Source organism: Candidatus Thermoplasmatota archaeon (genome assembly GCA_022848865.1).
Lineage (GTDB): Archaea > Thermoplasmatota > Thermoplasmata > RBG-16-68-12 > JAGMCJ01 > JAGMCJ01.
Genome location: JAJISE010000013.1, coordinates 1 through 24,763, shown reverse-complemented (window position 1 = coordinate 24,763; position 24,763 = coordinate 1). Strand labels below are relative to the sequence as shown.

Sequence of the window (24,763 nt, the reverse complement as noted above, 5' to 3'; positions counted from 1 at the left end):
ATGAGCGACAGTAAGCACGGAGAACCCAAGAAGGCAGGCAACTGGAGTGGATCACCCATTGATTGGCAGCTCATGATGACGAAAAACATGGAGGCTCTGGAGAGGGCGCGGGATTACTATGAGAGCTCCGCGGAAGCCAGTGCGGATGTTGCCAGGATAGCGAGAGAGCACTTCAGCAGAATGATGGAGAACCTCGGAGATTTCCCCAACCAAGAGGACGCGACATCTCGAGAGAAGTATCGTGAATTCGCACGGCGACACTCCGAAATGGTCGACGAGATGCTGGGAACGCCCTCTGTCCTGCGCTTCTACGCGAGAAATCTAGATGCCTTCCTCGATTGGAAGATCCTCTTGCAGGATGCCCAGGACCAATCGCTGAAATCGATGGGACTCGTTACTTGTGGAGAAATGTCGGAGATACACAAAGAAGTGTATGAGCTGAGGAAGCAAGTGGAGAAGATGTCAGAGTCAACGAAGAAGGGAGGGGAATCCCACCTTGGCAGCAGAAAGAGATGAACTACCACGTTGGCGGGGAGAAGAAGCGGGGAGCTGGCCATACTCTCTTCAGCTGCCATGGCGACCTCTGGATGTCGATGTTGGACCGACCCCCAAGGAGGTCGTTTGGAGGAAGGACAAGGTGGAACTGCACCACTATCGTCCAGTCAGGAAAAAGCGAGCCGGACCTCCTCTGCTCATCGTTTATGCGCTCCTGAACAAGCCATACATCTTGGACCTTGAGCCGAAGCGGAGCGTTGTCGAGTCCCTGCTGAGTAAGGGCATCGACGTCTACATGGTCTACTGGGGGTCACCAGGAGAGGAAGACAGGCACCTCTGCACGGAGGACTATGTGGAAGGCTACCTGAATGATGTCGTCGACTGGATTCTGGAGAGCCAAGAACTCGAGAAGATATCGTTGATGGGATACTGCATAGGAGGAACACTTGCGAGCATATACGCCTCGACCCATCCCGAGAAGATACAGAATCTGGTCATAATGGCCGCTCCCATAGAGTTCCACTGTGACGGTTCTCTCCTTCACGTGTGGACCAACGAAGAGTACATTGATGCGAGCAAGCTAGTAGACGCCTTCGGAAACGTGCCAATGGAGCTCTTCACGTGGACGTTCAAGTCCCTCGACCCCGTGGGGAATCTCCACCTCAAGTACCTGGACCTTTGGGAGAACGCGGATAACGAGGAGTTCACGGAGACCTTCTTCCGCATGGAGAAGTGGATTCACGATGGCATTCCGATGACAGGTGCCTTCTACATGGACCTCATAGAGAAATGGTATCAGCAGAATCAGTTGACATCTGGCGAGTTGAGGGTCTGCGGGAGAAGAGTGGATCTTGGGAAGATCCGCATGCCGGTTCTTACGATAACAGGTTTGAAAGACCACATAGTGCCCCCCGAGTCCACGGAAGCACTATTGGAGCATGTATCCTCAAAGCAGAGGGACTCAATCAGTTGCAACACCGGACACGTTGGGCTGTCCGTTGGCGGGAGAGCACACAGAGAAGTGTGGCCTGCGGTCGCGAGTTGGCTCAAGAGAAGGTCTAGATAGGCATCTGGGGGAGAATATCAATGACGACTGGGATGGAAATAATGCAATCACAACAGACTTCGGTTCGACTCTCGACGTACGAAGACCACGCAGCGATCCTTCTATCCAGTGAGAATGGTTTGAACATACTGAGCTCTAGTGTTATGCGAGATTTCCATGATGTCCTGGATGAGATTGCGGGCGATTCCTCAATCAAGGTCGTTTCCATCCGGAGTTCCTCTGCCAAGGCATTCACGGCGGGGGCAGACATAGTGGAAATGGAAGCCAAGAGCGCATCCGAGGCGAGGGAATTCTCCGAGTTGGGTCAATCCCTCGTTAGGAAACTCGAGCGAGACCTGCCGCCCGTGATTGCCGTTCTGCGCGGCTACGTCCTAGGTGGAGGATTGGAGATAGCCTGCGGATGCGATATCCGTGTTGCATCCGAGAACTGCGTCTTCTCACAGCCGGAGATCAACATCGGTGTCATTCCGGGATGGGGAGGAACCCAGAGGCTGACCCGCCTGGTCGGGCCAGGGAAGGCAGCCGAGATCATATATCTCGGGACCAGAATAGATGCCCACGAGGCGTTGGACGCGGGCCTCGTCAACAAAGTGGTTCCAGACGACTCTCTGGAGGATTTTATCAGCAAGATCATCGAAAAGCTGTGCTCAATGAGCAGGGACTCTCTCCTTGCCGCCAAAAGGGCGATAAGGTGTTCTGTGGAGGCTTCGTACGAAGCGGGCTTCGAAAGAGAAAGGGAGGAATGGGCCTCTCTCTTCGAGACTCCAGATCAGAAGGAGGGAATGAAGGCCTTTCTCGAGCGGAGGAAGCCCGAATTCACCTCCTGAGTTGCCAGCTCCAACGGAAGATACTAATATCCACAGTCGAATCTGATTTCTTGAATGCGTGGATTACGCCGTCCATCGAGATTCTCCGTTGTGCTTACCTCGAGCGTCCTCTCGATTCTAATCATCATTTCGTTCGCTCCATCGCTCGGATTTGAGGGTGAGAGAACTTCCCCTTCCGGCGAATCCTATGCGCCGCTGACGTCTGAGACGAACTACTCCACCGCCGTCGGCGACGGTCACATGCACTCCACGTATTCGAACGGGTTGACGACAGTCCATCAGAACTCGGACGTGGCGAAGAACAGGAGCCTGAACTGGATAGTGGTCACGGACCACAACGTCGTCCCGCCTCAGTCCGTTTGCGATGCCGAGAACACCGCCGACTTCCTGTGCCTGATCGGAGATGAGGTGACCACCGCTGACGGGCACATCCTGGGATGGGGTCTGAGCGAGTTGGTGTCCTGGAACCTCGGGCCAGGGAGGAACATGAACGACATCTTCGAGGACATCCGGAAGCAGGGAGGACTGGCGATACTGGCGCACCCGTTCGCTCCGGACGCACCGGACCGCTACCAGTACTTCGGGACCTACGAGGACTTCGACGGGATGGAGATCTATCACGGTTATGGCGGGTTCAACGCGGCGTTCCCCACGACGATGGACAGCGATGCCGTTTCCCAGTGGGAGAGCTATCTCAACGCCGGCGTGCGGAAGATTGCAGTCGGGGACAGCGACTCCCATAACGGGTTCAACGACTGGAACGAGGGCGACCTGCTCAATCTTCAAGGCGCCATCGGCTTCCCCCGGAACGTCGCCCTTGTGGAGGAGCTCAGCCGCGAAGGACTGCTCGAAGCGGTCATGAAGGGGCGGCTGTACATCACGGACGGGCCCGTGCTGAACTTCACGGTCGACGGGCACATCCTCGGAGAGACCGTGCGGTCGTCCGCTCCCGCGACGCTGAACGTGAGCATATCCGGCTACGCCAACGAGTCCTCCCAGGTGAGGCTGATCAGAAACGGGTCCGTCATCGGGTCGTGGGCGGTCGGAGCGGGATGGTTCTCCGTCACGGAGTCCACGCTGGCGGACACGGACTTCTGGTACAGGACGGAGATCAGGACGTTCAACGGCGGGTTCCTCAGGGGGGAGACCTACGTCGCCTTCACGAACCCGATCTTCTTCGATCTGGAGCCGTTCAACTCGCCTCCCGCCCCACCCGCGAACCTGATGGCCGAGCTGAGCGGGAGCGACGTGTTCCTATCCTGGGACCCATCGCCCGCCGCGGACGTGGACCACTATCACGTGTACTTGTCCGATTCCTACGACAACTTCAGCTTCCTCTACCCCGTCGCGAGGACGGTGAGCACGAACTGGACTCACGAGGGTGCGGGGATCGGCAACGACGAGGACTTCTTCTACGTCGTGCGGGCGGTCGACACGATGGGATACGAGGACAACAACACGAGAGAGGCGGCCAAGACCTCTCGGTTCCTGGCTAGCGGGAAGCATCTGATATCCTATCCACTCGTGCCGGCGAACGACAGCCTGCTGAGCGTCCTGCAGACGGTCAGCGTCGACCGCGTCTGGACGCACGACCCGAGCGGGTGGACGACATTCTCCAGCTTCAAGGTCTACTCGGCGCTCAGGTCCATGACGCACGCGAGCGGGTATTGGGTCAACGTCACGCAGGACTCCCACTTCGTTCTGGCGGGAGCGGTCCCCGTGCAGACGACGATCCAGCTCCGCGAGGGCTGGAATCTGGTCAGCTATCCCTCCTTCGTCGAGGCGGATGTCGCCGATCTCATGGCGGGCATGCCGCTCGAGCGGGTCGAAGGTCCGCTCGGCGCTCCGCCGCACTACCTGAGGCGATACACCGCGCTCGACACATTACAGTCGTTCCAGGGTTACTGGTTCGAGGTCTCCGCGAACGCAACGTGGGTCGTCCAAGGCTAGGTCGTCAACCGTCCACTATCCACCAGCAATCCTGGGTGACCTTTATCCAGATAGCCGTCCCCGGTGACAGGACATCGGTGGGGGAGAGAACCTTCAGGCGATGGGGCATCGCGAGCGGGTCGAAGCCCTCTATCCGCGTCCACGGGACCCCTGCCAGGGAATCCTGAATCGTCCGGTTCGAAAAGGAGGGATAACCTACGAGGTTCCAGCCGTACTTCAGTCTGACCCACTTGGTGGGCAACTCTTCCGCGCCGACAACTATGTCCGCCTCCGTCCTCATGTGAATCCAGAATCCCGTTTCGTCCGTTATCCACCTGAGCTCGTTGAGCGAGGCATCTCTTCCCGCCTTGAACGTCTTCCACGGGTCCACAATCACCGAGCTATTGTAGTGCCTAATGGTGTCGTACTTCCCGTCGATGGAATCCAGGACCGCCTCAACGCTACGATTGGTCCCCACATATGGGATCGAGACGAGGTTCCATCCTGCGTTCAGATGCACGCTGACGAGCGTGATGTTCGTGCACGCGATGTTGTTGGACTCATCCGTTTCCAGATACTTATCGGGCGAGTCCACGAACGCGCAGAACTGATGCTCGCCAAGAGTGAGATTCGCGGTCTGGAGCGTGACGGACGTCGTGTTGACAGAGCCGTGAAAGATGTCCAGGCTCCTGTTCTCGAGGAGTATGCCACCGCTCCAGGGATCGCCCGCGTAGAAGGAGACGGTCACGTCCGTGGCAGGGTACTCGCCGAGATTGGAGATGTCAGCCACGATGTCGATCTGGTCTCTGACTATCGCCGGGCTCGGGTCCATCCGAACGCTGCCGTCGTTCAGGCTCAGGTCAGGAAGATAGCTCACGTTGTACGGCGCCAGCTTCGGGTCGCCTATGATCGCGTCCATCCAGCTCAGACTGATCTCGGACGCCATGGAGAAGCTCTCCGCGAGTGTGTACCCTTCTGTGTACGCCTTGAACAGGATATTCGGGTGCGCCACGGCACCCAGGTACGGCTCGTAGACGTAGCCCTTCAGTCCAGTGACGCCATCCCGCAGGAGGTCGGCGACAAGGGACTGGCCGTACGCTGTTCCGTATGTGAAGCTCCTCCCGCCCGTGGACACGTACGTCTCCGCCAGTGCTCCAGGGATCCACTGGTTGTGCGGCTTGATGTCTATGAGACTGACGTCGTCGAACACGACCGTGCCGCTGGATTTGGAGAAGACCGCCACGATCTGGATCCTCGACTCATTTCTTTGTTCGAGTTTGATCTGGCCAAGTGAAATGTAGTCGGCCGTGGTCCCGGTCCGAGCGGTGGTGTTGACCACCGCCACGGGCGCTCCGGAGTCATTGAGTATCCTCAACTGGAGGAACACGCCATGTCCGGCGGACACTCCCGAGAGGTTCGCATATCCACGGACGAAGTACCGTCTGTCCGGCTCGGCGGTAAGGTTCTGGACGACGGCCGTGTACTCATTGTCCGCGGCGGGCCGCGTGATTCCGATCGACCAGCTGCCAGAGCGCACATCCGTGCTGTTCCTCGAAACGCCAGCGGTTCCGGACAGATCCTCGATGAACCAGTCGTCCGGAAGGCCGTCGAAGTCGGCGTCAGTCTCGAACCCCGCGTTCGGGTTCTCCGCCCAGTACCAGCTTCCGTCATTGCTCCCCCAACTGGTGTAGCCAGCAATGTTGGAGTAGTTCGTCAGGAAGTCGTTCGTCTGGTCCAGGATTACATCGTAACCTTTCTGCTGGAGGATGTAGTCGGCATCGATCATCCACTCGTTCCCTATCGCGTAAGTCCCGCCCCTGCGCGGGTCCGTGTCCAAGAGGAACGTTCCTTTTCTACCTATCGCGAGCGTGGCTTTGTCGATCAGCCCCATCGCCTCCTCCTTGGTGTAGGCGGTCAGCCTGTTGACGATGTAGAAGTTGTAGTCCGCGTGAGAGAAGGGCGCGGACGCGTTGAAGTACGGGCTCAGGAGCCAACGGAAGTTCCCTATCGAGCCGGAGTAGATGTCGTTGATGAGCGCCAGCTCGGAGTCCACGGAGGCGGCGTTCTCCCACGGTGAGTCGGTGACCTTGAGGGGGACGCCCTTCGTCGTCACGATGTAGTTTATCGCGTCGACGAGACCATTCGTGACCATGAAGTCCTCGACCTGCGTCCTCAGGTTGGCGAATGTCGCCCGGTTGATGACCTCGGTGGCCGCTATGGTCACGTTGCAGACCCGCTCCCAAGGGATGCCTCTCTGGCTCGTGAAGTAGTCCGCGATATCCATGGACGTCTGGGAGTTCAGGTTCCTGATGACCATCACGTCGCTGTAGTCCACCATCTCGGCGAACCTCTCCGAGAGCGCCGACCTCGTTCCCGGCGGAAAGGACGAAGAGGGTGCGACGTCACGGTCGGGATCATCGCCCCCAATCAGGGAAGGGGCTGTGAGAAGAACCGCGACGAGGAGACAGAGGACCATCTTTGAGCTCATCTGGGCGGTAGCCATGTGATGCAAGAAAAGAATGGAGCTACCCGCTATTAAGCTTGTGGACGGAGAACGGACCTTCCTTCTTCTGTGGCCATCCTCTGGGCGATCCCTTCGAGGACGATGCTCCTTGCCAGGTCGTAGAACGCCTTCTCGACGTTGCTGCCCGTCTTGGCGCTCACGCGGATGCACGAGATGCTTCCGTCAACATTCAGCGAGAGCCCCGGAGCGTCTGCGTCGCGAGCATCGGCCTTGTTGATGACGATCTGTACCGGGACATCGCCAACCAGCTCTCTCACCGTCTGGATCCAGTCGGTTACACCAGATATCGTCTTGTCGTCCGTGGCGTCGCACACCGCCAGCACACCTTGAGTCCCCGCAAGGTAACCTCTCCCGAGAACGGACTCCCTTCCACCGATGCCCGCTATGTCCCAGAGGATCATATCCACTCTGATCTCGGTACCATTCCAGGGGATTACCAGCGTCTTCTTGGCTATCTTCGCTCCCACCGTCTTGAGATAGCCGTCATCGAACTGGTCCTTCACGTAGCGGCGAACAAGGCTCGTCTTGCCGACGGCGGAATCGCCGACTAGACATATCTTTAACTTAACAACCATTGCGTCCGGCGTATCTCTCCCCCTCGCGTTGTGCCTCCACTCCAAGGCCGCTCCAAACCGAACTGCCTTGGAAATCGGGCCGTTCCTATTTAATGATGTTGGTCTTGTGTCCTATCTCACGCATAGCCGAGGCCCAGCCCTTCCTCGAAGAGTTTCCTGTCCAGGCTTCGCTTGAGCTTCAAGTCAAGGAGCTTCTGCTGGTCCGAGAGGTGCCCCTTCCAACCGAACTGGATCGGGCCCTGCACCAAGCCCGGAGAGTCTATCTCGCTGAGCCGCACGGGTTTCTCCTTGAGCACTCTGTCGATTATCTCGGTGAACTCCTCCCGCTCGAAGTCCCCGCCAAGGAACCTCTCCAGGAGGTCGGGTGGCAGGGAACGGAACCCGAATGTGGGCGTGGAATCAGAGGCGACCTTTCGAGCCTCTTCCTTGCCCCCGACTCTCATTCCCATGGCCCTCGCGTTAGGCCTGTACAGGCTGTCCACCTTCAACTGCCAGAGCTCGTCTGCCGTTGAAATGAAGAAATCCGAGTAGCCCGATCTGTTCTCTCTCACGAGGACAGACCAGCCACCAGGGTTCCGTTCGTATTTCTTGGCAAGTTCTGTAAGAACATCCTCTCGGCTTTGCATCTCAGCCATGTCGTTTAGATATTGGGCTGAGGACTTCTTAATGCTTTCCACGGGGAACAATCCTAAATACGATGTGGACATAGATATGGCTACCCTGAGGAGGCGTATCCATGGCCGTGGGCAAGAAGCTAGCCAGCATATTCATCGTTTTGTCTCTCTCCGTCTTTGGTTTTGTGCTCGGCGGGACTGGTGACGTCGTGTCAAGTCCTTCCGAAGAGGAACCTGCCGCATATGACCCCGTGATCGCGTCCATCGTGGCGAATGTTTCCAGGTCTCAGGTGACTGATTACATATGGGACCTGCAGAACTTCACGACGAGATACGCGTACACGGACGAACTTAACCAGTCAGCGACCTACATCCTCGAGGAACTGGGCTCCAATCCGAACGTTGTCAACGAGTCGCAATACTTCGTGTATTCCTCTCGAACGTACAGGAACGTCCTCGGGACGCTGCCCGCCTTCAATCCGAACAACAAAACCGTCTACATCGTGTCTGGACACTATGATTCCTACAGCACTGACCCGATGAACGATGCTCCTGGTGCAGATGACGATGCCAGCGGGACGGCCGTTGCCATGGAAGCTTGCAGGGTTCTGAGCGAGTACAAGCTCAATGCCACTGTCATATGTGCAGGTTGGACTGCCGAGGAGATAGGACTCGTAGGAAGCGAGGTTTATGCTAAGGACGCCAAGGACAAAGGTATGGACATTGGGATGGTCCTGCAGTTCGACATGGTCGGTTACGATCCATCGGGTCTGCTGGGCCTGGACATACTCTCCAATTTCCCGTCCGCGTGGATTCTTGACGAGTTCGTCGACGCGAACATTGACTATTCAATCGGTCTCGACCTGACCGACTACATCAACCCGGGTGCGGGAGCTAGCGACCACGCCTCCTTCTGGGCGCAGGGTTATCCGGCCATGATGGGGATCGAGTCCGTCTTCAACACACCGAACTACCACACGACCTCGGACACGATTGACAAGCTGAACATGGACCTCGTTCACAAGACGACGCAGGTCGCGGTGGCGGTCCTCGCGAAGATTGCGGGCATCCACACACCCGGTGAAGGAGTGATCCACCTCAATAGGACGCACTACTTGCTTTCCGATCAGATCGGGGTCTCGCTCTACGATACGGACCTCAACGTGAATCCAGGTGTCCAGGACTTCGTGGACGTCCTTGTCAACAGCACCTCCGAGCCCGCAGGTGAAATCGTCCCCCTGGTGGAGACCGGCCTGGACACGAACGTCTTCGTTGGTGGCTTGGCCTCGACGCCTGTTCCCGCGATTCCCGGTGAGCTGACGGTCGCGCACGGAGACACCATAACCGCCACATATGTAGAGGCGTCGCCAGCTGGTCTCAGGCAGGCGTACGCGACTGCCGACGGTCTTCCACCCGTCATCAGGAACGTTGCGGCGATGCCGGATGTAACGTCAGCCATCATAACTTGGGACACCGACGAAGTGGCGGACAGCGATGTGTCCTTCGGTCTCACCACCGCCCTGGGGAGTGACGAATCGGACGCCGCATTCGAGAAGCACCACAGCATCCTGTTGGAGGGCTTGACACCTGACACAAGGTACTACTTCGAAGTCGCATCCTCTGACATAGCTGGGAACCAGGCGGTGGATGACAATTCCGGGACGAAATACTCCTTCCTCACTCTACCTGGATACACGACGATACCCGGATATGGCTATGTGGGCTGGGTGAGGGATGAGGAGCCTACGGGGAACCACTTCGACGATCCTGAGATTCTAGTGGGGCATAGCAACAGGCGCCCACCAACAATGGATGTCGACTACCTCGGAGCCGCGCAGTTCCCCACGGACCCCCTCCCAATGGGGGCGACCATCACCAAGGCCACCGTGCAGTTCTACGGGAATCGATGGATATATACCGATACCTTCGGCCAGTGGAGCCTTAGGCTCCTGAACGCCTCTATCGATACCGGCTGGACAACGCACGCCTTCCCCGACATCGAAGGCGCAGTGGAGGACGCAGTCATATTCCCGATACTCAGCAACCCGGACATGGCCGAAATGCAGTGGAACACATTCGAGTTCCTGCCTGGCCAGTTCGCCCTATTGGAGTCTCACCTCTCGAATGGGCAGATCTCGTTCAGGATAGAGGGTCCAAGGTCTCCGGCCATAACCGATGGCCTGATATTCGCGTGGAGGTCGGGCTATGAGGGAACAAGCTTCGCCACGCCTTTTGCTCCCAAGCTGATCGTGAAGTACTCCATGACCGGTGACTCTGTTGGGCCCGTCGTGACCAGTATCGGTGTGAGTCCGAGTCCCACGGAGGGGACGCCTCTCGCGGACCTGACCGCAACGGTCTCGGACGAGACGACGGGCATGAGCAGCGTGCATGCCGTGGAATACTACGTCGGCACCGATCCCGGCATCGGAAAGGGAACACCGATGGCCGCTGTGGACGGCTCCCTCGACTCTGTGATTGAAGATGCGAACTACTTGGTCGATGCCAACGGTCTGAGCGAAGGAATGCATACCCTGTACGTTAGGGGTATGGACTCGGCGGGGAACTGGGGCTCACCGGTGAACGTGGTGCTGGAAGTGACGGACGGCGATACGGTGCCACCACTCCCAGCTTCCGATGTGACTGGCAGCCTTGAAGGACCGTCACTGCAGGATGTGGGCGTCTCCTGGACACCGTCTCCGGACGATGCCACGGACATCGCGAACTACGCGCTGTACAGGGGAACATCCTACGACAAGAACGGCCTGGGATACGAGTTCCTCGCCGACCTCCCGCCGGGCACGAGCGGATACCTGGACGCAGGCGCTGGATACGGCGACCCTTCCGACTACTTCTACTTCATCTGCGCGAATGACAGCGCAGGGAACTGTGGAGCGAGTGAGAGCCAAGGCGGCAAGATTGTGATGAATCTGAGCCCGGGCGAGCAGCTGATCTCCGTTCCGCTGTACCAGACGGACGCCGAGTTCTGGAAGGATATGGCCACGGCCTCGTACAGCTCCATCAGGGCGTACGACCCGACCTTTACGGGACCAGGCTGGAGGGCCTTTGCCGCCTTCAGGAACGTGAACACCATGTCGACCACCGATTACACCATTGGCATGTGGGTCAGCATCACCTCGAGCTCGGACCTGACCTTTGCGGGGTCCGTCCTCCCTCAGTTCACGATTCAACTGACCACAGGATGGAATCTGGTAGGCTACCCGTCCCCAGTGCCGAGGCTCGTGAGCGATGCTCTGGCGGGAGTCCCGTACATCTCCCTCGAGGGATACGATGCGGGGGCGCCGCCATACTACCTGAGAGAATACGCTTCGAACGAGTTCCTGGAACCAGGCAGAGGATACTGGATAATAGAGAACTAGACGACAGCCTCGGCGGGCTCGGGTGCGACCTCCGCGACCTCCGCTGCCGCTCTCTGCAGGGCCGGTGACAGCTCGTCCAGGTAGAGACCGATGAAGGAGTCCTGTTTCCCTATCCACTCGGCCATCATCACCACGGGCATCATCACCGTGATGAACGGGTAGTAGAGCGTCTCGTCTTCGTATCCGTTCGTCACCACGTCGAGAGCTCGCGAGGCGTATCCGGCGAGCCTGCGTATGTGATCGGAGTAGTCGTCCGTCGTCAGCCTGGGATTGTACCCTGCCAGCGTCTTGAGGCCGGAAACCTCCTCCTCCCGCATGGATATCAGCGACAGGTTCGCTATGCCCTCCTTCAGGTCCTGGTATATGTGCACGATGTTGTTGAGGTACACGATTACGACGTCGTAGTAGAACCACCCCTCCAGAAGCGTGTTGATCTGGTTCATGTCGAGGGCGCTGTCGCAGAACGAGATGTCTATGAGATTGTACCTCGTCCCCCCGCTCACGTAGTTCGCCAAGCGGTCATACCATTCGAGGTCCTCCGCGGGGGAGTAGAAGCGCGAGGCGATCCTCCTGATCTTGACGGTGTCCAGGGAACCCTCCTTCTGGAACATCGTCAACGCCTGACCCAGCGTGACCCTCTCGTCCAGGATGTCCATCTGATAGAAGAGCTCGTGGCCGTGCGGCGATTCGACGAACATCTCGTTGAAGCTCGCCGTTATGTCCGTCACGAGGTCGAACAGGCCCAGCTGCTCCTGCTTCATCATCGACGTCAGCTTGTTCTTGAACGCGTTCATCTCGAAGTCCGGGTCCGTCATCGAGGACAGAACGTGGTGATAGAGGTCCTTCGCCTCTATGTATGAGTACCTGTGAGTGTCCACGAGGTCGTCCAGGATCCCCGTCTGGCACTTGTAGAGTATCTTCGCGAGCATGGACCTCCTCAGGGTCTCGGCGGACATGAACCTCTGGTACCTCTGCGAGATCATGGTGGCTCCGGCAGCGAATCTGAGCGTCTGGACGTAGTTCCACGTGTCCCCCATGTTGTCCAGCACGGGACTGTTGTTCAGCCCGGGCGGTCTCAGAGCTATGGTCCTACCTCCGTTCGACTCTCTGAGCCTTGTGAGGTTGCGGTGGACCTCGTCGATGTGCCACGAAAGCCTCGACCTGCTGATGCCAAGGTCCACGTCATTCAGGAGGCCCTTGGCATGACCTCCCAGCTTCGTTACAATGTCCGATAGTATGTCGACATCGTTGGAGCTGAGCTCAATAGTCCTCTGTGCCATGAATCGGAATCTCCCAGAACTTCCTCGAAGTGAGGAATTCGAATAGAGACGGATTAATATTCTCGGACGGAAATCAAAACTGATTATCTCTATTGAGAGTGAGTCCGCTCCCTCTGTCCAGGACTACCTGGATTATCATTATGGATAACGGAAACGGCATGCTTTTTAGGATGCGAAATGCGTGGAAAGACGACCAGATAGCACTAGATGGAGGTATTGGAATACTCCAGTATGTCACTGTCTTCGCGGCCCTGACGATGTCGGTTATCATAGTCATCGCTCTGCTCAGGCAGAAGACGATGAAGGGATTTCACAAGTCCCTTCTCTTGCTCTCGATTCTCTTCCTCGTGTGCGCCATCTCCGCTCATCTCTTCATCTACACGTCGATCGCCCAGTCGGATTCCGGCAACCTCCTGACCGTGGGCAAGAAGGTCCAGGCGACCTTCGACCTGCTCATGGGCATAACGGCCGGGGCGTTCGCCGTGGTCATCGCCAACCCCGACGTGAAGGGTGCGAGGGACCTTTTCTGGAATCTCCGTAAGGAGTTCCCGAGCGCGTACATATTCTACCTCGTCGTAATGGTCGCGGCCATCATCTCGACGGCAATCGCGCCCGTAGACGTCCTGCACGAGGCCGGGGGCACGTTCACCTTCGTGTTCCCTCTCTGGTTCATAGGCATGTTGCTCCTCGCTACTGTGGCGACGCTGATCTTCATCCCATACAAGCTCTCAAGCTATCTGGTCAAGACGAGAGTGCCTCGGTCCGTGGCACTCAACACGTACCTCATCGCCATTGGCATCGTCTCCTACACGCTGTCGGAACTCCTGTTCGAAGTTCTTCTGCCCAGCCAGGCCGTCGACCTCAGGGGCATCGGGTTCCTGTTCGGCATCCTGATGCTCGGTCTCGTCGCCTACGCTGTCAGGGGGCCAGGCTATCTGCAGGAGCTCCTCGTACCGATCACGGAGGCGGACCTGGGCACCGAGCGGAGGTTCGAACTCCACGACGGGCTGAGCTACCTTGTCGTCGACGATTCCCCGAGCCTGAGCTTCGACGCCTTCAAGGACCTGGTCACTCACGGGTACCAGGGCCTCTGCATCACCCGACTCCCGCCCCAGAGGGTGAGGGCGGAATACGGCCTGGAGAAGACACCCGTTCTCTGGCTCAGTAGGGTTTCCACGGGGAAGGACACGATAAGGCCCTGGCCGCTGGAAGGGATATCGATCGCGGTCGAGCACTTCGTCGCCGAGGGCGAGAAGACCGTCGTGCTCCTCGATGGCCTGGAGTACATAATCTCCCACAACGACTTCCAATCGTCTCTGACGCTCCTTCACGACCTCAACGAGAGGATGGCCATGGAGGAATCCATCCTGATAGTGCCCTTGGACCCGAATGCTCTGGACGAGAAGGAGTTCGCCCTCATCAAGAGGGACTTTGTCGAGCTGGGGCATCCAACGCTGAGGGACGCGGTGGCGGAGGCCCCCTCCGAGAACGAGAACCTCGTCAATGGGACGGTGAGGGAGAAGGCCAAGACTTGAGCTGATCCGGAGCGTGGTTCCATCAGGGCGTGTTTGGTGTTTGCATTGACGGCGATGACCCTCCTTTCAGTCTCATCTGGACTGGCGGAGGGACAGGTCCTAATGCCGAGCTACGAGGAAGGCAATAGCTGGGTCTACTCGGCGAACATGACCCATTCTCTGGGGTTCGTCCTGGCCGGAACGCTCGAAATGGCGATCACGGACACCGAGAGGGTATACGTCGACTCCACGCCGTACCACACAATTCGGAACGAGATCATCGGCAACGGGACGTTCATCGGCGTCTTCGAGGGCCATAACGTCTCTGGCAACTGGACGATGGTCGGACTGGAGAATTGGGACATCGTGAGCTTGGAGATAGTCAGGTCCCAGACCACTCTCGTCTTTCGCGGTCTCATGGACGTGGGGGTTCCTCTCAACTTCTATCTCAGCATTCAGAACACGACTCACAGCGATGTCGTGCTGGACGCCTGGCAACATCCCTATGATGTCGGTGACAGCGGGAACGTGACGCTCACGAGGACGTCGAACGAGACGATGCTCGTGGAGATCGAGGGAAGCGCGCCGATCTACACCTCGACGGACTGGAGCGGCTCGGTCGCCGTCACCTATTCCTGTGTCGAGTACGCCGAGATCACAGTTCAGGCGGGCGTGTTCCAGACGCATCACATACTCAGGACGGAATCCAACGGCCTCGTGGAGGACAACTACTACTCCGATGAGGTCGGCGCGGGCGTGCGCATCGACAGGAGCACAGGCGGCGTTGTCGTGATCAGCCAGTGGGAGCTGCTCTCGTATACGTACGCCGCGGCACAGTCGCCCGATGACGAGGTTCTGCCGCTGCTCTTCTGGCTGATCCCCGTGGCCGTGGTCATCGCGCTGATACTCGCTGCCCTCTACATCGAGAGGCGTCGGAAGTAATCACGCGGTCGGGCCGAGGTCGCTCCGGAAGAACGCGAGATACGCCCTGTACGAGTTATAGATGTCCGCCTTGCTCGAGACCTCCATCGGCGAGTGCATCGCCAGGAGCGGCGGGCCGCAGTCGAGGACGTCGAGGTTGTGCCTGGCGAGGAACAGCGCCACCGTTCCACCGCCGCCCTCGTCGACCCTGCCCAACTCGGCAGCCTGCCACGGTATCCTCTTCTGGTTGAACAGGTTCCTTATCTGCCCCACGTACTCGGCATTGGCGTCGCTCGCGCGTGCCTTTCCGAACGCGCCCGTGTACTTGGTAATCGCGATCCCCCTTCCGAGGCGCGCTGCGTTCGTCGCCTCATGGACCTCCTTGAACGTCGGGTGAATGGCCACCTCCACGTCTGCGGAGAGGGATTTCGACCTTGCGATCATCTTCCGCAGGTCCATGTCCCTGTAGCCGGGCTCCATCTTCTCCATCAGCTCGGAGAGGACGATATCGAAGAACCTCGACTGGACGCCGCTGGCGCCCTCGCTCCCTATCTCCTCCTTGTCGAAGAAGAACGCGAGGCAGGTCCTAGCGGGAGTCTTCAGGTCGACCATCGCTGTCAGGGAACTGTACGCACACGCCCTGTCGTCCTGCCCGTACGCGACGAGCATTCCCCTGTCGAACCCGAGGTCCCTTGGCTGGCCCGCGGGAACCGCCTCGAACTCCGCGCTGACGAAGTCCTCCTCCGTCATGCCGTACTCCTTGTTCAGATGGTTGAGGACGCTGAGCTTGATCTTCTCCTTGACCTTCTTGTCCTCTATCGGGATGTGTCCGACCAGGATGTTCAGCTCCTCTCCCCTGATGCCATCGGGCAGCTTCCTCTTGTTCTGCACGTTATACGCGAGATGGGGCAGCAGGTCGGGTATTATGAAGATCGGGTCGTCCTCCTTCTCTCCGATCGTCATCTCGACTTCCTTGCCGCTTCCCAGGATGACCTTTCCGTGCAGCGCCAGCGGGCAGTTGACCCACTGATACTTCCTCACGCCACCGTAGTAGTGCGTCTTGAAGAGCGCGACCTCCGAGTCCGCATCCTCGTAGAGGGGGTTCTGCTTGAGGTCGAGCCTCGGGGAGTCGATGTGCGATGCCACTATGTTGATTCCCTCGGCTATGGGCCTCTTCCCCACGACGAAGAGCGCCGCGCTCTTGTTCCTGTTCACGCAGTACAGGCGGGTCCCCGGTCTCACGTCCTTCGCGGAGTCCATCTCGACGAACCCGTTCTCCTCCGCCAGGGAGACGATCTCATTGACCGCTTTCCTCTCCGTCTTCGCCTTGCCCAAGAAGGACTTGTAACCCTCAGCGTAATCGAAGACCTTCTTCCTCATCGTTCTGCTCATGCCCTTCCAGGCGGATTCCTTCTTCGCCATCAGCCTATCTTCGAGCTTCTTCTTCTTTGCCAGAACATCACCCCAGATGTTGAGGAGTAAGTCAAGTTCCTCGTATTAAGTTACCGTCATAGTATCAAATCCGATTACGAAACGTATATCCTTAAGTAATCCAATCACGATTCAATAGTCTGAAGGGAATCATTAGGGATGATTGAATGGCCAGTGGTACTCGCGATAAGCGCAAGAAAGCGGAGCGGGCCGCAATGGCCGCAGAGACTGCGAGGCTGCAGCTTCGCATGGGAAGGGCGGCTCACGGCTACGGCGTAATTGCCGCCATGGTGCTCACGTTCAACGCCATACTCGCATACCTTATGGAAGTCACCGAGATATTCGCCGACCCGCCTTTCTCCTCGGCGGTTCTTCTTCTTTGGACGCTCCCCATGATGATCGGCATCGGCGTTGGAGCTTCCGCACTCGCGCTCAAATGGGAGCCCTACTCCTACGAGAGGACGAGCGGGCATTTCATCCTCACAGTGCTCGGGACGACCGTGCCGGTCATCGGCCTGGTCATCGTTCTCGTGGCCGAGTCCGGTGTCCTTCAGTTCCAGTACCTGCCCTGGATATACCCCGTGTCCCTGCTGGGCCTGTCGCTCACCATGATCTCCATGGCGATGACCTGGCGGGGGAAGGGTCTGAGAAAGGTGACCAGCGTAGGGTCGTCGACGATCCCGATGGTCCTTGTCAGCATGATAATGATCGTATCCGCCCTCCCGCCAAGCTACCTCCCCCTCGTGATGGGCTACCTCGGGAGCGCCATAAGCTACCAGCTGAGCGGGTCCATGCTCCACGTACTCGCGAGCTCGACGTCCGCGCAGGAGCGGCACATAATCCGCGCGAACAGTGACAAGATGTCCACATTGGGGAAGGAGCTCAGCTCCCGCCAGTCGCTGGTCGACCGAAGGGAGAAGGCCCTCCTGGCAAGGGAGGCCCACCTGGAGAGCTACGACAAGGAGCTGTCCAGAGCGCTCATGTACATCGAGTCCCGGCGCAAGGACATGCACGAGTTCCAGGTGCATATCGACAAGAAGGAGCACGAGTTCCTCGCGATGGAGAGGAGGATCGGGGCGATCAAGGCCGACGCCGACGCCAAGATGAGCGAGATGGAGATAGTGAAGGGCGAGGTCAAGGCGCAGTCGGAGAAGTCCAAGCGGGTGAGGCAGGACCTCACGAGAACGGCCGCCACGCTCCAGAGAAGGGAGAGCAAGCTCCGGCGGCGGGAAATCCAGCATGATGCGAAGATGCGCGAGCTCACGTCCCTCGAGAAGGCGATGGGCAAGGAGAGGAATAGGCACGAACAGGCCCGCACGGAACTGGGCAAGAAGAGGGACGACATCATCGCTCGCGAGAAGGAGCTCGCCGTTCTTGAGCGGGAACCGTCAGCCGGCGTTCCTGCCAGCGGGGGCGAAGCCCCGACCCTGGAGGAATGGGAGACCCGGCTCAAGGACAAGGAGGCCGAGCTGGACTCCGCGACGACGGAGCTGGAGGAGTGGAAGTCCGAGCTGAACGAGCGGGGGTCCTCGCTCGCGGAGAGGTTCGAGGACCTGAAGGTCAGGGAAGAGGCGTATGTCCTCAAGGAGGTCGAGGTGGCCGACCGCGAGTCGAAGCTCCAGGAGGAGAGGGAGACGTTCGAGATGGGCAGTACCGCCCTGACCGAGGATGCGCAGCAGTTGAAGGAGAGGGAGGAGAACCTCAGGCAGCTGTCCGCTGAGGCCCGCAAGAAGGTGACCGACTACGACTCGCTCAAGGAGGAGGTGGAGACCAAGGAGATGGAGATCCAGCACAAGGAGAAGACGATAAACGAGCTGGAGGAGAGGCTCGAGGGGGAATCCAAGTCCATTGGCGGGAGGATGAAGGCCCTGATCGAGCGCGAGAAGGCGCTCGAGGAGAAGGAGGCCAGGATGAAGCTCACGGCTCTCGAGGCGACGCAGAGCGCCGCGGCTGAAGGGGCGGATCACGGGGAGAGGGAGAGAGCGATTCGCGTGCGCGAGGAGAGGCTCCGCACGAAGGAGAGGGAGCTCAAGAACGTGACCTACCAGAGGGAGAAGGGGCTCGAGATGCGGGAGAAAGCGCTCCAGCAGAAGCTCAGGGAGGACATCTCCGACATGGAGGAAGAGGTAATCGAGGAGAAGAAGGTGGAGAAGGTCAGGACGGGCATCACGAAGCTCGACGACCTCATGTACGGGGGCATTCCGTTCAATTCGAACGTTCTCTTCATCGGCCCGTCCTTCCTCGGGAAGGAGGTCGCCATACTCAACTTCATAGCGGAGGGCCTCAGAAAGGGCATCCCCGCCGTCATCGTCACGACGTCCAAGCCGCCGCAGGAGATCTCCAGGGACATGGGTCCGATCCTCGTGGAGTTCGTCGAGTACGAGCGCATCGGTCTCGTCAAGTGGATCGACGCGACCTCCCAGATCCCGCCTGATGCGGTTGGGTTCGACAAGGAGAAGCGCGTGTACAGGGTCAACGGGGCGGCGGACCTGGGCAACATACTGGAAGGTCTGCACGAGATCGAGGCGGTCCTCGGGGAAGAGCACGAGTACTTCCGGATAGCGTACCTCAGCCTGTCGCCGAGCTTATCGCACTCGGAGCCGAGCGAGGCGTACGACTTCATCCAGAGGATGGTCAATGACCTTCGCCAGACCCGTTTCGTGGGCGCGTTCGCCCTCGAGAGGGGGATGCACGACCAGAGGGAGATCGAGACCATCGAGCACCAGATGGACGGGGCGGTCATGTTCAAGGAGGAGGACACGAAGACGTTCCTGTCAATCCAGGGCGTGTGCGACGTCCAGACGCGCGAGTGGGTCCAGTACAAACGGACGGACCGCGGGCTCATCATAGGCGCCTTCAGCCTGGAGCGCATCAAGTAGGAAAAGCAGATAAGGTCGCCTCACCTTCACGAGTCGGATGATATTCGAGCAGATCCGCAAGCGGGGGGACAACTTCTCGTATCTCATCGGTGACGAAGGCTCTGGCCTGGCGGCCGTGGTGGACACCTCCGGGAACCAGAGGACCATCCTCCGCTGTCTGAAAGAGAATGGGTTCAAGCTCGTCTACGTTTTCCTGACCCACTCTCATCCCGACCACACCTTCGGAACGGACTACCTGACGAAGAAGACGGGGGCAAAGGTCGTCGCCCACGAATCGTCGCGGGTTAGTATCGATCTCGCGGTAAAGGACGGTCAGAGGATACAACTGGGCGGGCTTACGATCGAGATAATGCACACGCCTGGTCATACGCCCGACGGGATATGCGTCATCGTCGACGGCAAGATCATGACCGGCGACACGCTCTTCGTCCGAGAGTGCGGTCGCACAGACCTGGCGGGCGGCGATCCCGTGGAGATGTACGACAGCCTCAACAGGATCAAGGCGCTTCCCGAGGATATGGAGGTGTGGCCCGGGCACGACTACGGTCCCAAGCCGTCCTCCACGATAGGCGAGGAGGTGCGGGAGAACTACACGCTCGAGGACAGGATCCTGGAGGAGTTCATCGAGTTCATGAAGGAGCCGTGATCTGATGACAGTAGCGCTTGTCACAGGGGCCTCGCGGGGAATCGGACGCGCCATCGCCATCAGGCTGGCGCGGGACGGATTCCACGTTGCGATAAACTACCGGAGCAGGAGGAGCTCGGCCGAAAGAACCCTGTCCGAGGTCATAAGGGCTGGAATGAATGGTGTTGTTGTGCAGGCCGATGTCTCCAAGGAGAATGAAGTGTTGCTGATGTTCGCCCAGGCTGAATCGGAGCTCGGAGTGCCACTCGTTCTCGTGAATAATGCGGGGATCTACCCGCGCAAGCCCTTCGATGAGCTGACAAAGAGGGATTGGAATCGCGTCATCCACACGAACCTTGACAGCATGTACAACTGCTGCAAGTATGCCGTCCCGAACATGAGGGAGGAGGGCTGGGGACGCATAGTGAATGTATCCAGCATGCTCGGCTTCAGCGGCTCGACGCAGGGCGCACACTACGGAGCCTCCAAGGCCGGCGTCATAGGCTTCACCAAGTCCCTCGCCCTCGAGGTGGCGCGGCATGGCATAAGGGTCAACGCCGTGGCACCTGGAGCGACTCTCACTGCCATCCTTAGAGGCTACACCGAGGAGCAGAAGATGGAGAAGTTCGGGGGCATTCCTGCGGGGAGACTGGGCAGACCAGAGGACATAGCGGGCGCTGTCTCCTTTCTGTGCTCAGAAGACGCCGACTACATCGTCGGCGAGACGATCCACGTGAATGGCGGGTACCTGACAGTCTGACTACTTGCCCTTGAAGTTCGCTTTCCTCTTCTCGAGGAATGCCTTCATCCCCTCTTCCTTGTCCTCGGTCGAGAACGCCAGAGAGACGAGTTCCCGCTCGTAGGCAAGCCCATCAGTGAGGCTGCCCTCGAGGGCCATGTTGATTGCGGACTTCGCGAGCCTAACACCTATCGGCCCGTTCTTCGCTATCGTGCCCGCGAGACCCTTCACTTCCTTCGTCAGGTCCTCGAGCGGGACGACCTTGTTCACGAGTCCCATTGAAAGGGCCTCCTTGGCCGTGACCATCCTGCCTGTGAAGACCATCTCCGCGGCCCAGCCCTTGCCCACAACGTTGGTGAGTCTCTGAGTCCCGCCAAAGCCAGGGAATATGCCCAGCTTCACTTCCGGGACGCCGACCATCGCGTTCTCGGACGCTATCCTGATGTCGCACGCAAGAGCGAGCTCCAGCCCGCCGCCGAGCGCATATCCGTTGACTGCGGCGATGACGGGCTTCTCCATCCTCGCGATGGCGTTCATGGCCTCGTGTCCCAGCATGGTGAAGCTCCTCATCTCGAGGGGCGTTTTCCCCAGCATCTCCTTGATGTCAGCGCCCGCCACGAAGGCCTTGTCGCCCGAGCCCGTGACGATAACCACGCTGACCTTCTCGTCCGCCGCCATCTTGTCCGCAGCAGCCTTCAGCTCCTTGAGCACCGTCGCGTTCAGTGCGTTCAGCGCGTCCGGCCTGTCAATCGTTATCCAGCCGATGTCCTTCTCCCTTCTTCTCTTGACGAAAACCATGCTCTCACCTACTCGTAGTCGTAGACGCCCTTCTTCGTCTTGCGTCCCAGGCGGCCTGCGCGCACGTACTTGCGCAGCAGCGGGGCGGGCCGGAACTTCGGGTCTCCCGTCTCGCGGAAGAGGACCTCCATCACGTCGAGCCCTATGTCGATGCCAGTGTAGTCTGCCAACTCGAACGGACCCATGGGCCAGCCCGCGCCGAACTTCATCGCCTTGTCTATGTCCTCCGGCGAGGCCGCGCCCTCGTCCAAGAGATTGAACGCCTCGTTGAGCATGGGCACGAGCAGGCGGTTGACGACGAAACCGGGAGTCTCCTTCACCTCGATGGGCTCCTTCCCGAGCTTGACGCTCAGTTCCCTGATCGTCTCCAGCGTCTCGTCCGACGTCTCGGAGCCGCGGATGAGCTCGATCAGCTTCATCACCGGTGCGGGGTTGAAGAAGTGCATTCCCACGAACCTGTCCGGCCGCTTGGTCGCGGACGCGAGCTCAGTGATGCTCAGCGATGACGTGTTGGACGCGAATATCACGTGGTCCGGGACAATCTCGTCGATCTCCTTGAAGAGTTCCTTCTTGATCTCCATGTTCTCGAAGATGGCCTCGATGACGACGTCCGCGTCCTTTGCCGCATGAGCGATGTCCGTCGTGCCCTCGATGTTGCCGAGGATCTTGTCGACGTCCTCCTGCGTCATCTTGCCCTTCGCTACCCTCTTCCCCAGTGGACCGCTGATCCTGTCGAACCCGCCATCCACGAACTTCTGTTCGATGTCGCGCATTGTGACCTTGTAGCCGGCCACCGAGCAGAGCTGAGCGATGCCAGCACCCATAGTTCCGGCTCCAAGAACGCATATCTTCTTGATGTCTTCGACTTTCATTTCCTCCCCTGTGTCCGAAAATGGAACGTGGTATAACTTAGTTTCTCTAATCCACAGGAACGAACCTGAACCAGACCCGCCCGTCCTCGAGCTCGTACGTCTCGAGCTTGACGCGCATCCCGATGCCGCAGTCCTCGTACTTCGTGTTTCCGATGCGCGACAGGACCTTGAACTCCGTGCCGTCAAGTAGCACCATCCCGAGCACGAAGGGAACGTCCTTCTCCATCCCCAAAGGAGCCCCCAGCAACATCGCCGTGAAGGCGTACAGCTCTCCCTCGTCGGGAAGCTCGACCCACTCGAACTGGTCCGAGTTGCATCCGGGACACGCGACTCGCGGGGGCCAGAAGAGCCCACCGCAGTTCTTGCACTTGGTCGTCGTCAGCTTCCCCTCCCGCAGGCTCGCGTAGAACTGGTGGACCCGGGTGTTGTCCTCGTCCTGGAGCGGGTAGAAATCCAGCATGTACGGCAGCACTATCGTCGTCATGTCGGCGACCTCCCGAATACGAGGATGCTGTGAACGTTCGCCGCCCCGCTGAGGTTGTGCGTCATGGCCATCTCCGCTCCGTCTACCAGCCTCTCCTTGGGCACGGTCGACCTGAACTGCTGCATGACCTCCACGATCTGACCGATTCCCGTAGCTCCGAGCGGATGCCCGGTGCCCAGCAGACCGCCTCTAGTGTTGATCGGCATCTTTCCTCCGATGTTGGACTGACCCTCCTCGATGAACTTGCCGCCCTCGCCCTTCTCGCAGAAGCCAGCGTCCTCGTACTCGATTATCTCCGAGATGGTGAAGCAGTCGTGCAGCTCCGCGAAGTCCAGGTCCATCGGCCCGATCTTGGCGGACCTGTAGGCCTCCTTGGCGGCTATCTTCAGCGGGTGCCAGGTGGACAGGCTCTTGTAGTTGGCCAGGTTGCTCGCCATGGAGCACTGGCCCGAGCCGATGATGTAAGTGGGCGTGTCCGTGAACTCCTTCGCCCTCTCCTCCGACGTCAGTATGACGGCAGCGGCGCCGTCCGTTATCCCCGAGCAGTCGAAGAGCCTCAGCGGCGGGGCGATCATGGGTGAACCGAGGACCTTCTCGGCCGGGATCTCCTTCTGGAACTGCGCGTACGGGTTCGTCGTGGAGAAGTGATGGTTCTTCTCGGAGACCATCGCCATCTGCTCCACCGTCGTGCCGTACTTGTGCATGTGCCTCTGCGCGCACATCGCGAAGAAGGGCGGTGCGCTTGCTCCCTGCACGCCGTCCCATTCCCGCTCGAGGACGCAGGCCATGCTCGTCTGCGTCTCCAGCATGTTGGGCATGTTCATCTTCTCCACGCCCATGCACAGAGCGATATCGCTAAGACCCGTGACGATGGACGCCCAGGCCGTGCGCACTGCGGACTGACCGGAGGAGCACGCGAGCTCCGTCCTCGTGACGACCTTGTGCGGGACGATTCCCACCTGCTCCGCGACGAGGGGCGCGACGTGCGACTGGAATGCGAAGCGCTCTGGCATCGCCGCACCGACGAAAAGACTGTCGATGTCCTTCTTGTCAAGGTTCTGCACATCATCAAACAGGGACTTGCTCGCCTCCTGCACGAGCTCTCTCCAAGTGGCCTTTCGCACTCCGAACGGGGCGAGACCACATGCAACGATAGCGACGTTCTTCAAAGACATGCCTCCTGGCCTTTCAGGCGGATTAGAGGAAGCACAACTCCGTAATAACGTTTGGTCCCGATGGGAAAACCTTATTGATAGATTCGGCATTCCATCAGTCGCAGGGGGTATCATGGGTACTGGAGAACCGCTTCGGGCAGCCATCGTCGGCGTCGGGCCGGTCGGCGGGATTCTGGCCGCTCACCTGGCGCAGGGTGGCAATGTTGTCTACCCCGTTGACATTGTGAAGGATCATCTCGATGTCATCAGGACCGACGGGCTGAGAGTTTCTGGTCTGGAGGACCTGAAGGTAGTCATTCCCGACGTCTGCTACGATATCTCCGAGCTGAAGGGAAAGGAGATCGAAGTGGTCTTTGTGGCAGTCAAGGCCTCCGTCCTTCCGCGCGTCATCGACGGTCTCAAGGGAGTCGTCGAGCCCGGCACCTTCCTCGTCAGCTACCAGAACGGAATGGACACGGAGCAGATGCTCGCGGACGCGTTCGGTGAGGAGCGCGCACTTCGCTTCATCGTGAACTACGCCGGTGGGCTCGTGGAGAACGGACACGTGAGCATGGTGTTCTTCAACAAGCCCAACTACATCGGCGCTGTCTCTGACGCGGGCGTCGAGTTCGCCAAGCGCATCGCGGAAGTGCTGACCG

At 59.0% G+C, this 24,763-nt stretch carries 20 protein-coding genes; 11 read left to right on the top strand and 9 right to left on the bottom strand.

Annotated elements, in window-relative coordinates; all coding sequences use genetic code 11:
* From LN415_03920 to LN415_03905, 4 genes are all read left to right on the top strand, one after another.
* The gene (locus tag LN415_03920; GenBank protein MCJ2556238.1) at nt 1–516 is read left to right on the top strand and encodes a hypothetical protein; all 516 of its coding nucleotides are present in this window, start codon (nt 1–3) and stop codon (nt 514–516) included.
* On the top strand, nt 497–1,561 hold the full coding sequence (gene phaC / locus LN415_03915) for a class III poly(R)-hydroxyalkanoic acid synthase subunit PhaC (GenBank protein ID MCJ2556237.1): 1,065 nt from the start codon (nt 497–499) through the stop codon (nt 1,559–1,561). Before LN415_03920 ends, phaC begins: the two co-directional genes overlap by 20 nt.
* Nucleotides 1,562–1,602: 41 nt before the next feature.
* Entirely contained in the window at nt 1,603–2,388 is a 786-nt protein-coding gene (locus LN415_03910; GenBank protein MCJ2556236.1) for an enoyl-CoA hydratase-related protein, read from the top strand.
* Between the two features lie 90 nt (nt 2,389–2,478).
* Nucleotides 2,479–4,338, top strand: coding sequence for a CehA/McbA family metallohydrolase (locus LN415_03905; GenBank protein ID MCJ2556235.1), 1,860 nt, complete (start codon nt 2,479–2,481; stop codon nt 4,336–4,338).
* Between the two features lie 4 nt (nt 4,339–4,342).
* Here LN415_03905 and LN415_03900 read toward each other — a convergent pair whose 3' ends face one another.
* The 3 genes from LN415_03900 to LN415_03890 all read right to left on the bottom strand — a co-directional run bounded on the left by LN415_03900 (nt 4,343) and on the right by LN415_03890 (nt 8,042).
* A complete protein-coding gene (locus LN415_03900; GenBank protein ID MCJ2556234.1) occupies nt 4,343–6,805 on the bottom strand; it encodes a TIGR03790 family protein in 2,463 nt (820 codons plus the stop codon).
* Nucleotides 6,806–6,852: 47 nt separating this feature from the next.
* Nucleotides 6,853–7,416, bottom strand: a complete 564-nt coding sequence (locus LN415_03895) for a GTP-binding protein (GenBank protein MCJ2556233.1) — start codon at nt 7,414–7,416, stop codon at nt 6,853–6,855.
* Nucleotides 7,417–7,532: 116 nt separating this feature from the next.
* Nucleotides 7,533–8,042 carry a hypothetical protein gene (locus tag LN415_03890; GenBank protein MCJ2556232.1) on the bottom strand — a complete coding sequence of 170 codons (510 nt, stop codon included), beginning with the start codon at nt 8,040–8,042 and terminating at the stop codon, nt 7,533–7,535.
* A 110-nt stretch (nt 8,043–8,152) separates the two neighbouring features.
* Here LN415_03890 and LN415_03885 point away from each other — a divergent pair, with 110 nt between their 5' ends.
* Nucleotides 8,153–11,407, top strand: a complete 3,255-nt coding sequence (locus LN415_03885; protein MCJ2556231.1) for a M28 family peptidase — start codon at nt 8,153–8,155, stop codon at nt 11,405–11,407.
* Here LN415_03885 and LN415_03880 read toward each other — a convergent pair.
* The gene (locus LN415_03880; GenBank protein ID MCJ2556230.1) at nt 11,404–12,687 is read right to left on the bottom strand and encodes a hypothetical protein; all 1,284 of its coding nucleotides are present in this window, start codon (nt 12,685–12,687) and stop codon (nt 11,404–11,406) included. The two genes, LN415_03885 and LN415_03880, sit on opposite strands and share 4 nt — an antisense overlap.
* A gap of 158 nt (nt 12,688–12,845) precedes the next feature.
* On the opposite strand from LN415_03880, the gene LN415_03875 reads away from it, so the two are divergent.
* Together LN415_03875 and LN415_03870 are read left to right on the top strand one after the other, a co-directional pair.
* Entirely contained in the window at nt 12,846–14,222 is a 1,377-nt protein-coding gene (locus LN415_03875; GenBank protein MCJ2556229.1) for a DUF835 domain-containing protein, read from the top strand.
* A gap of 45 nt (nt 14,223–14,267) precedes the next feature.
* On the top strand, nt 14,268–15,143 hold the full coding sequence (locus LN415_03870) for a hypothetical protein (GenBank protein ID MCJ2556228.1): 876 nt from the start codon (nt 14,268–14,270) through the stop codon (nt 15,141–15,143).
* Here LN415_03870 and LN415_03865 read toward each other — a convergent pair whose 3' ends face one another.
* A complete protein-coding gene (locus LN415_03865; protein MCJ2556227.1) occupies nt 15,144–16,577 on the bottom strand; it encodes an aminopeptidase in 1,434 nt (477 codons plus the stop codon).
* A gap of 143 nt (nt 16,578–16,720) precedes the next feature.
* On the opposite strand from LN415_03865, the gene LN415_03860 reads away from it, so the two are divergent.
* Genes LN415_03860 through LN415_03850 form a run of 3 tightly spaced genes read left to right on the top strand, consistent with a single transcriptional unit; the run spans nt 16,721 to nt 20,817 of the window.
* Entirely contained in the window at nt 16,721–19,432 is a 2,712-nt protein-coding gene (locus LN415_03860; protein MCJ2556226.1) for a hypothetical protein, read from the top strand.
* Between the two features lie 37 nt (nt 19,433–19,469).
* Nucleotides 19,470–20,078 carry an MBL fold metallo-hydrolase gene (locus LN415_03855; protein MCJ2556225.1) on the top strand — a complete coding sequence of 203 codons (609 nt, stop codon included), beginning with the start codon at nt 19,470–19,472 and terminating at the stop codon, nt 20,076–20,078.
* 4 nt (nt 20,079–20,082) lie between these two features.
* Nucleotides 20,083–20,817 carry an SDR family oxidoreductase gene (locus LN415_03850; GenBank protein ID MCJ2556224.1) on the top strand — a complete coding sequence of 245 codons (735 nt, stop codon included), beginning with the start codon at nt 20,083–20,085 and terminating at the stop codon, nt 20,815–20,817.
* Here LN415_03850 and LN415_03845 read toward each other — a convergent pair whose 3' ends face one another.
* From LN415_03845 to LN415_03830, 4 genes are all read right to left on the bottom strand, one after another.
* Entirely contained in the window at nt 20,818–21,594 is a 777-nt protein-coding gene (locus LN415_03845; GenBank protein ID MCJ2556223.1) for an enoyl-CoA hydratase-related protein, read from the bottom strand. It lies immediately after the preceding gene.
* Nucleotides 21,595–21,602: 8 nt separating this feature from the next.
* On the bottom strand, nt 21,603–22,451 hold the full coding sequence (locus LN415_03840) for a 3-hydroxybutyryl-CoA dehydrogenase (GenBank protein MCJ2556222.1): 849 nt from the start codon (nt 22,449–22,451) through the stop codon (nt 21,603–21,605).
* A 61-nt stretch (nt 22,452–22,512) separates the two neighbouring features.
* The gene (locus LN415_03835) at nt 22,513–22,950 is read right to left on the bottom strand and encodes a Zn-ribbon domain-containing OB-fold protein (GenBank protein ID MCJ2556221.1); all 438 of its coding nucleotides are present in this window, start codon (nt 22,948–22,950) and stop codon (nt 22,513–22,515) included.
* Nucleotides 22,947–24,125 carry a 3-ketoacyl-CoA thiolase gene (locus LN415_03830; GenBank protein MCJ2556220.1) on the bottom strand — a complete coding sequence of 393 codons (1,179 nt, stop codon included), beginning with the start codon at nt 24,123–24,125 and terminating at the stop codon, nt 22,947–22,949. Before LN415_03830 ends, LN415_03835 begins: the two co-directional genes overlap by 4 nt.
* 112 nt (nt 24,126–24,237) lie before the next feature.
* On the opposite strand from LN415_03830, the gene LN415_03825 reads away from it, so the two are divergent.
* On the top strand, nt 24,238–24,763 hold a 526-nt coding region (locus LN415_03825), incomplete at its 3' end, for a 2-dehydropantoate 2-reductase (protein MCJ2556219.1).

Bases quoted from the DNA above. Each gene is read 5' to 3' on its own strand.
- LN415_03920 (MCJ2556238.1), top strand. From the start codon at position 1: ATGAGCGACAGTAAGCACGGAGAACCCAAGAAGGCAGGCAACTGGAGT.
- LN415_03845 (MCJ2556223.1), bottom strand. From the start codon at position 21,594: ATGGTTTTCGTCAAGAGAAGAAGGGAGAAGGACATCGGCTGGATAACG.
- LN415_03875 (MCJ2556229.1), top strand. From the start codon at position 12,846: ATGCTTTTTAGGATGCGAAATGCGTGGAAAGACGACCAGATAGCACTA.
- LN415_03910 (MCJ2556236.1), top strand. From the start codon at position 1,603: ATGCAATCACAACAGACTTCGGTTCGACTCTCGACGTACGAAGACCAC.
- LN415_03855 (MCJ2556225.1), top strand. From the start codon at position 19,470: ATGATATTCGAGCAGATCCGCAAGCGGGGGGACAACTTCTCGTATCTC.
- LN415_03860 (MCJ2556226.1), top strand. From the start codon at position 16,721: ATGGCCAGTGGTACTCGCGATAAGCGCAAGAAAGCGGAGCGGGCCGCA.
- LN415_03885 (MCJ2556231.1), top strand. From the start codon at position 8,153: ATGGCCGTGGGCAAGAAGCTAGCCAGCATATTCATCGTTTTGTCTCTC.
- LN415_03830 (MCJ2556220.1), bottom strand. From the start codon at position 24,125: ATGTCTTTGAAGAACGTCGCTATCGTTGCATGTGGTCTCGCCCCGTTC.
- LN415_03850 (MCJ2556224.1), top strand. From the start codon at position 20,083: ATGACAGTAGCGCTTGTCACAGGGGCCTCGCGGGGAATCGGACGCGCC.
- LN415_03880 (MCJ2556230.1), bottom strand. From the start codon at position 12,687: ATGGCACAGAGGACTATTGAGCTCAGCTCCAACGATGTCGACATACTA.
- LN415_03895 (MCJ2556233.1), bottom strand. From the start codon at position 7,416: ATGGTTGTTAAGTTAAAGATATGTCTAGTCGGCGATTCCGCCGTCGGC.
- LN415_03900 (MCJ2556234.1), bottom strand. From the start codon at position 6,805: ATGAGCTCAAAGATGGTCCTCTGTCTCCTCGTCGCGGTTCTTCTCACA.
- LN415_03890 (MCJ2556232.1), bottom strand. From the start codon at position 8,042: ATGCAAAGCCGAGAGGATGTTCTTACAGAACTTGCCAAGAAATACGAA.
- LN415_03835 (MCJ2556221.1), bottom strand. From the start codon at position 22,950: ATGACGACGATAGTGCTGCCGTACATGCTGGATTTCTACCCGCTCCAG.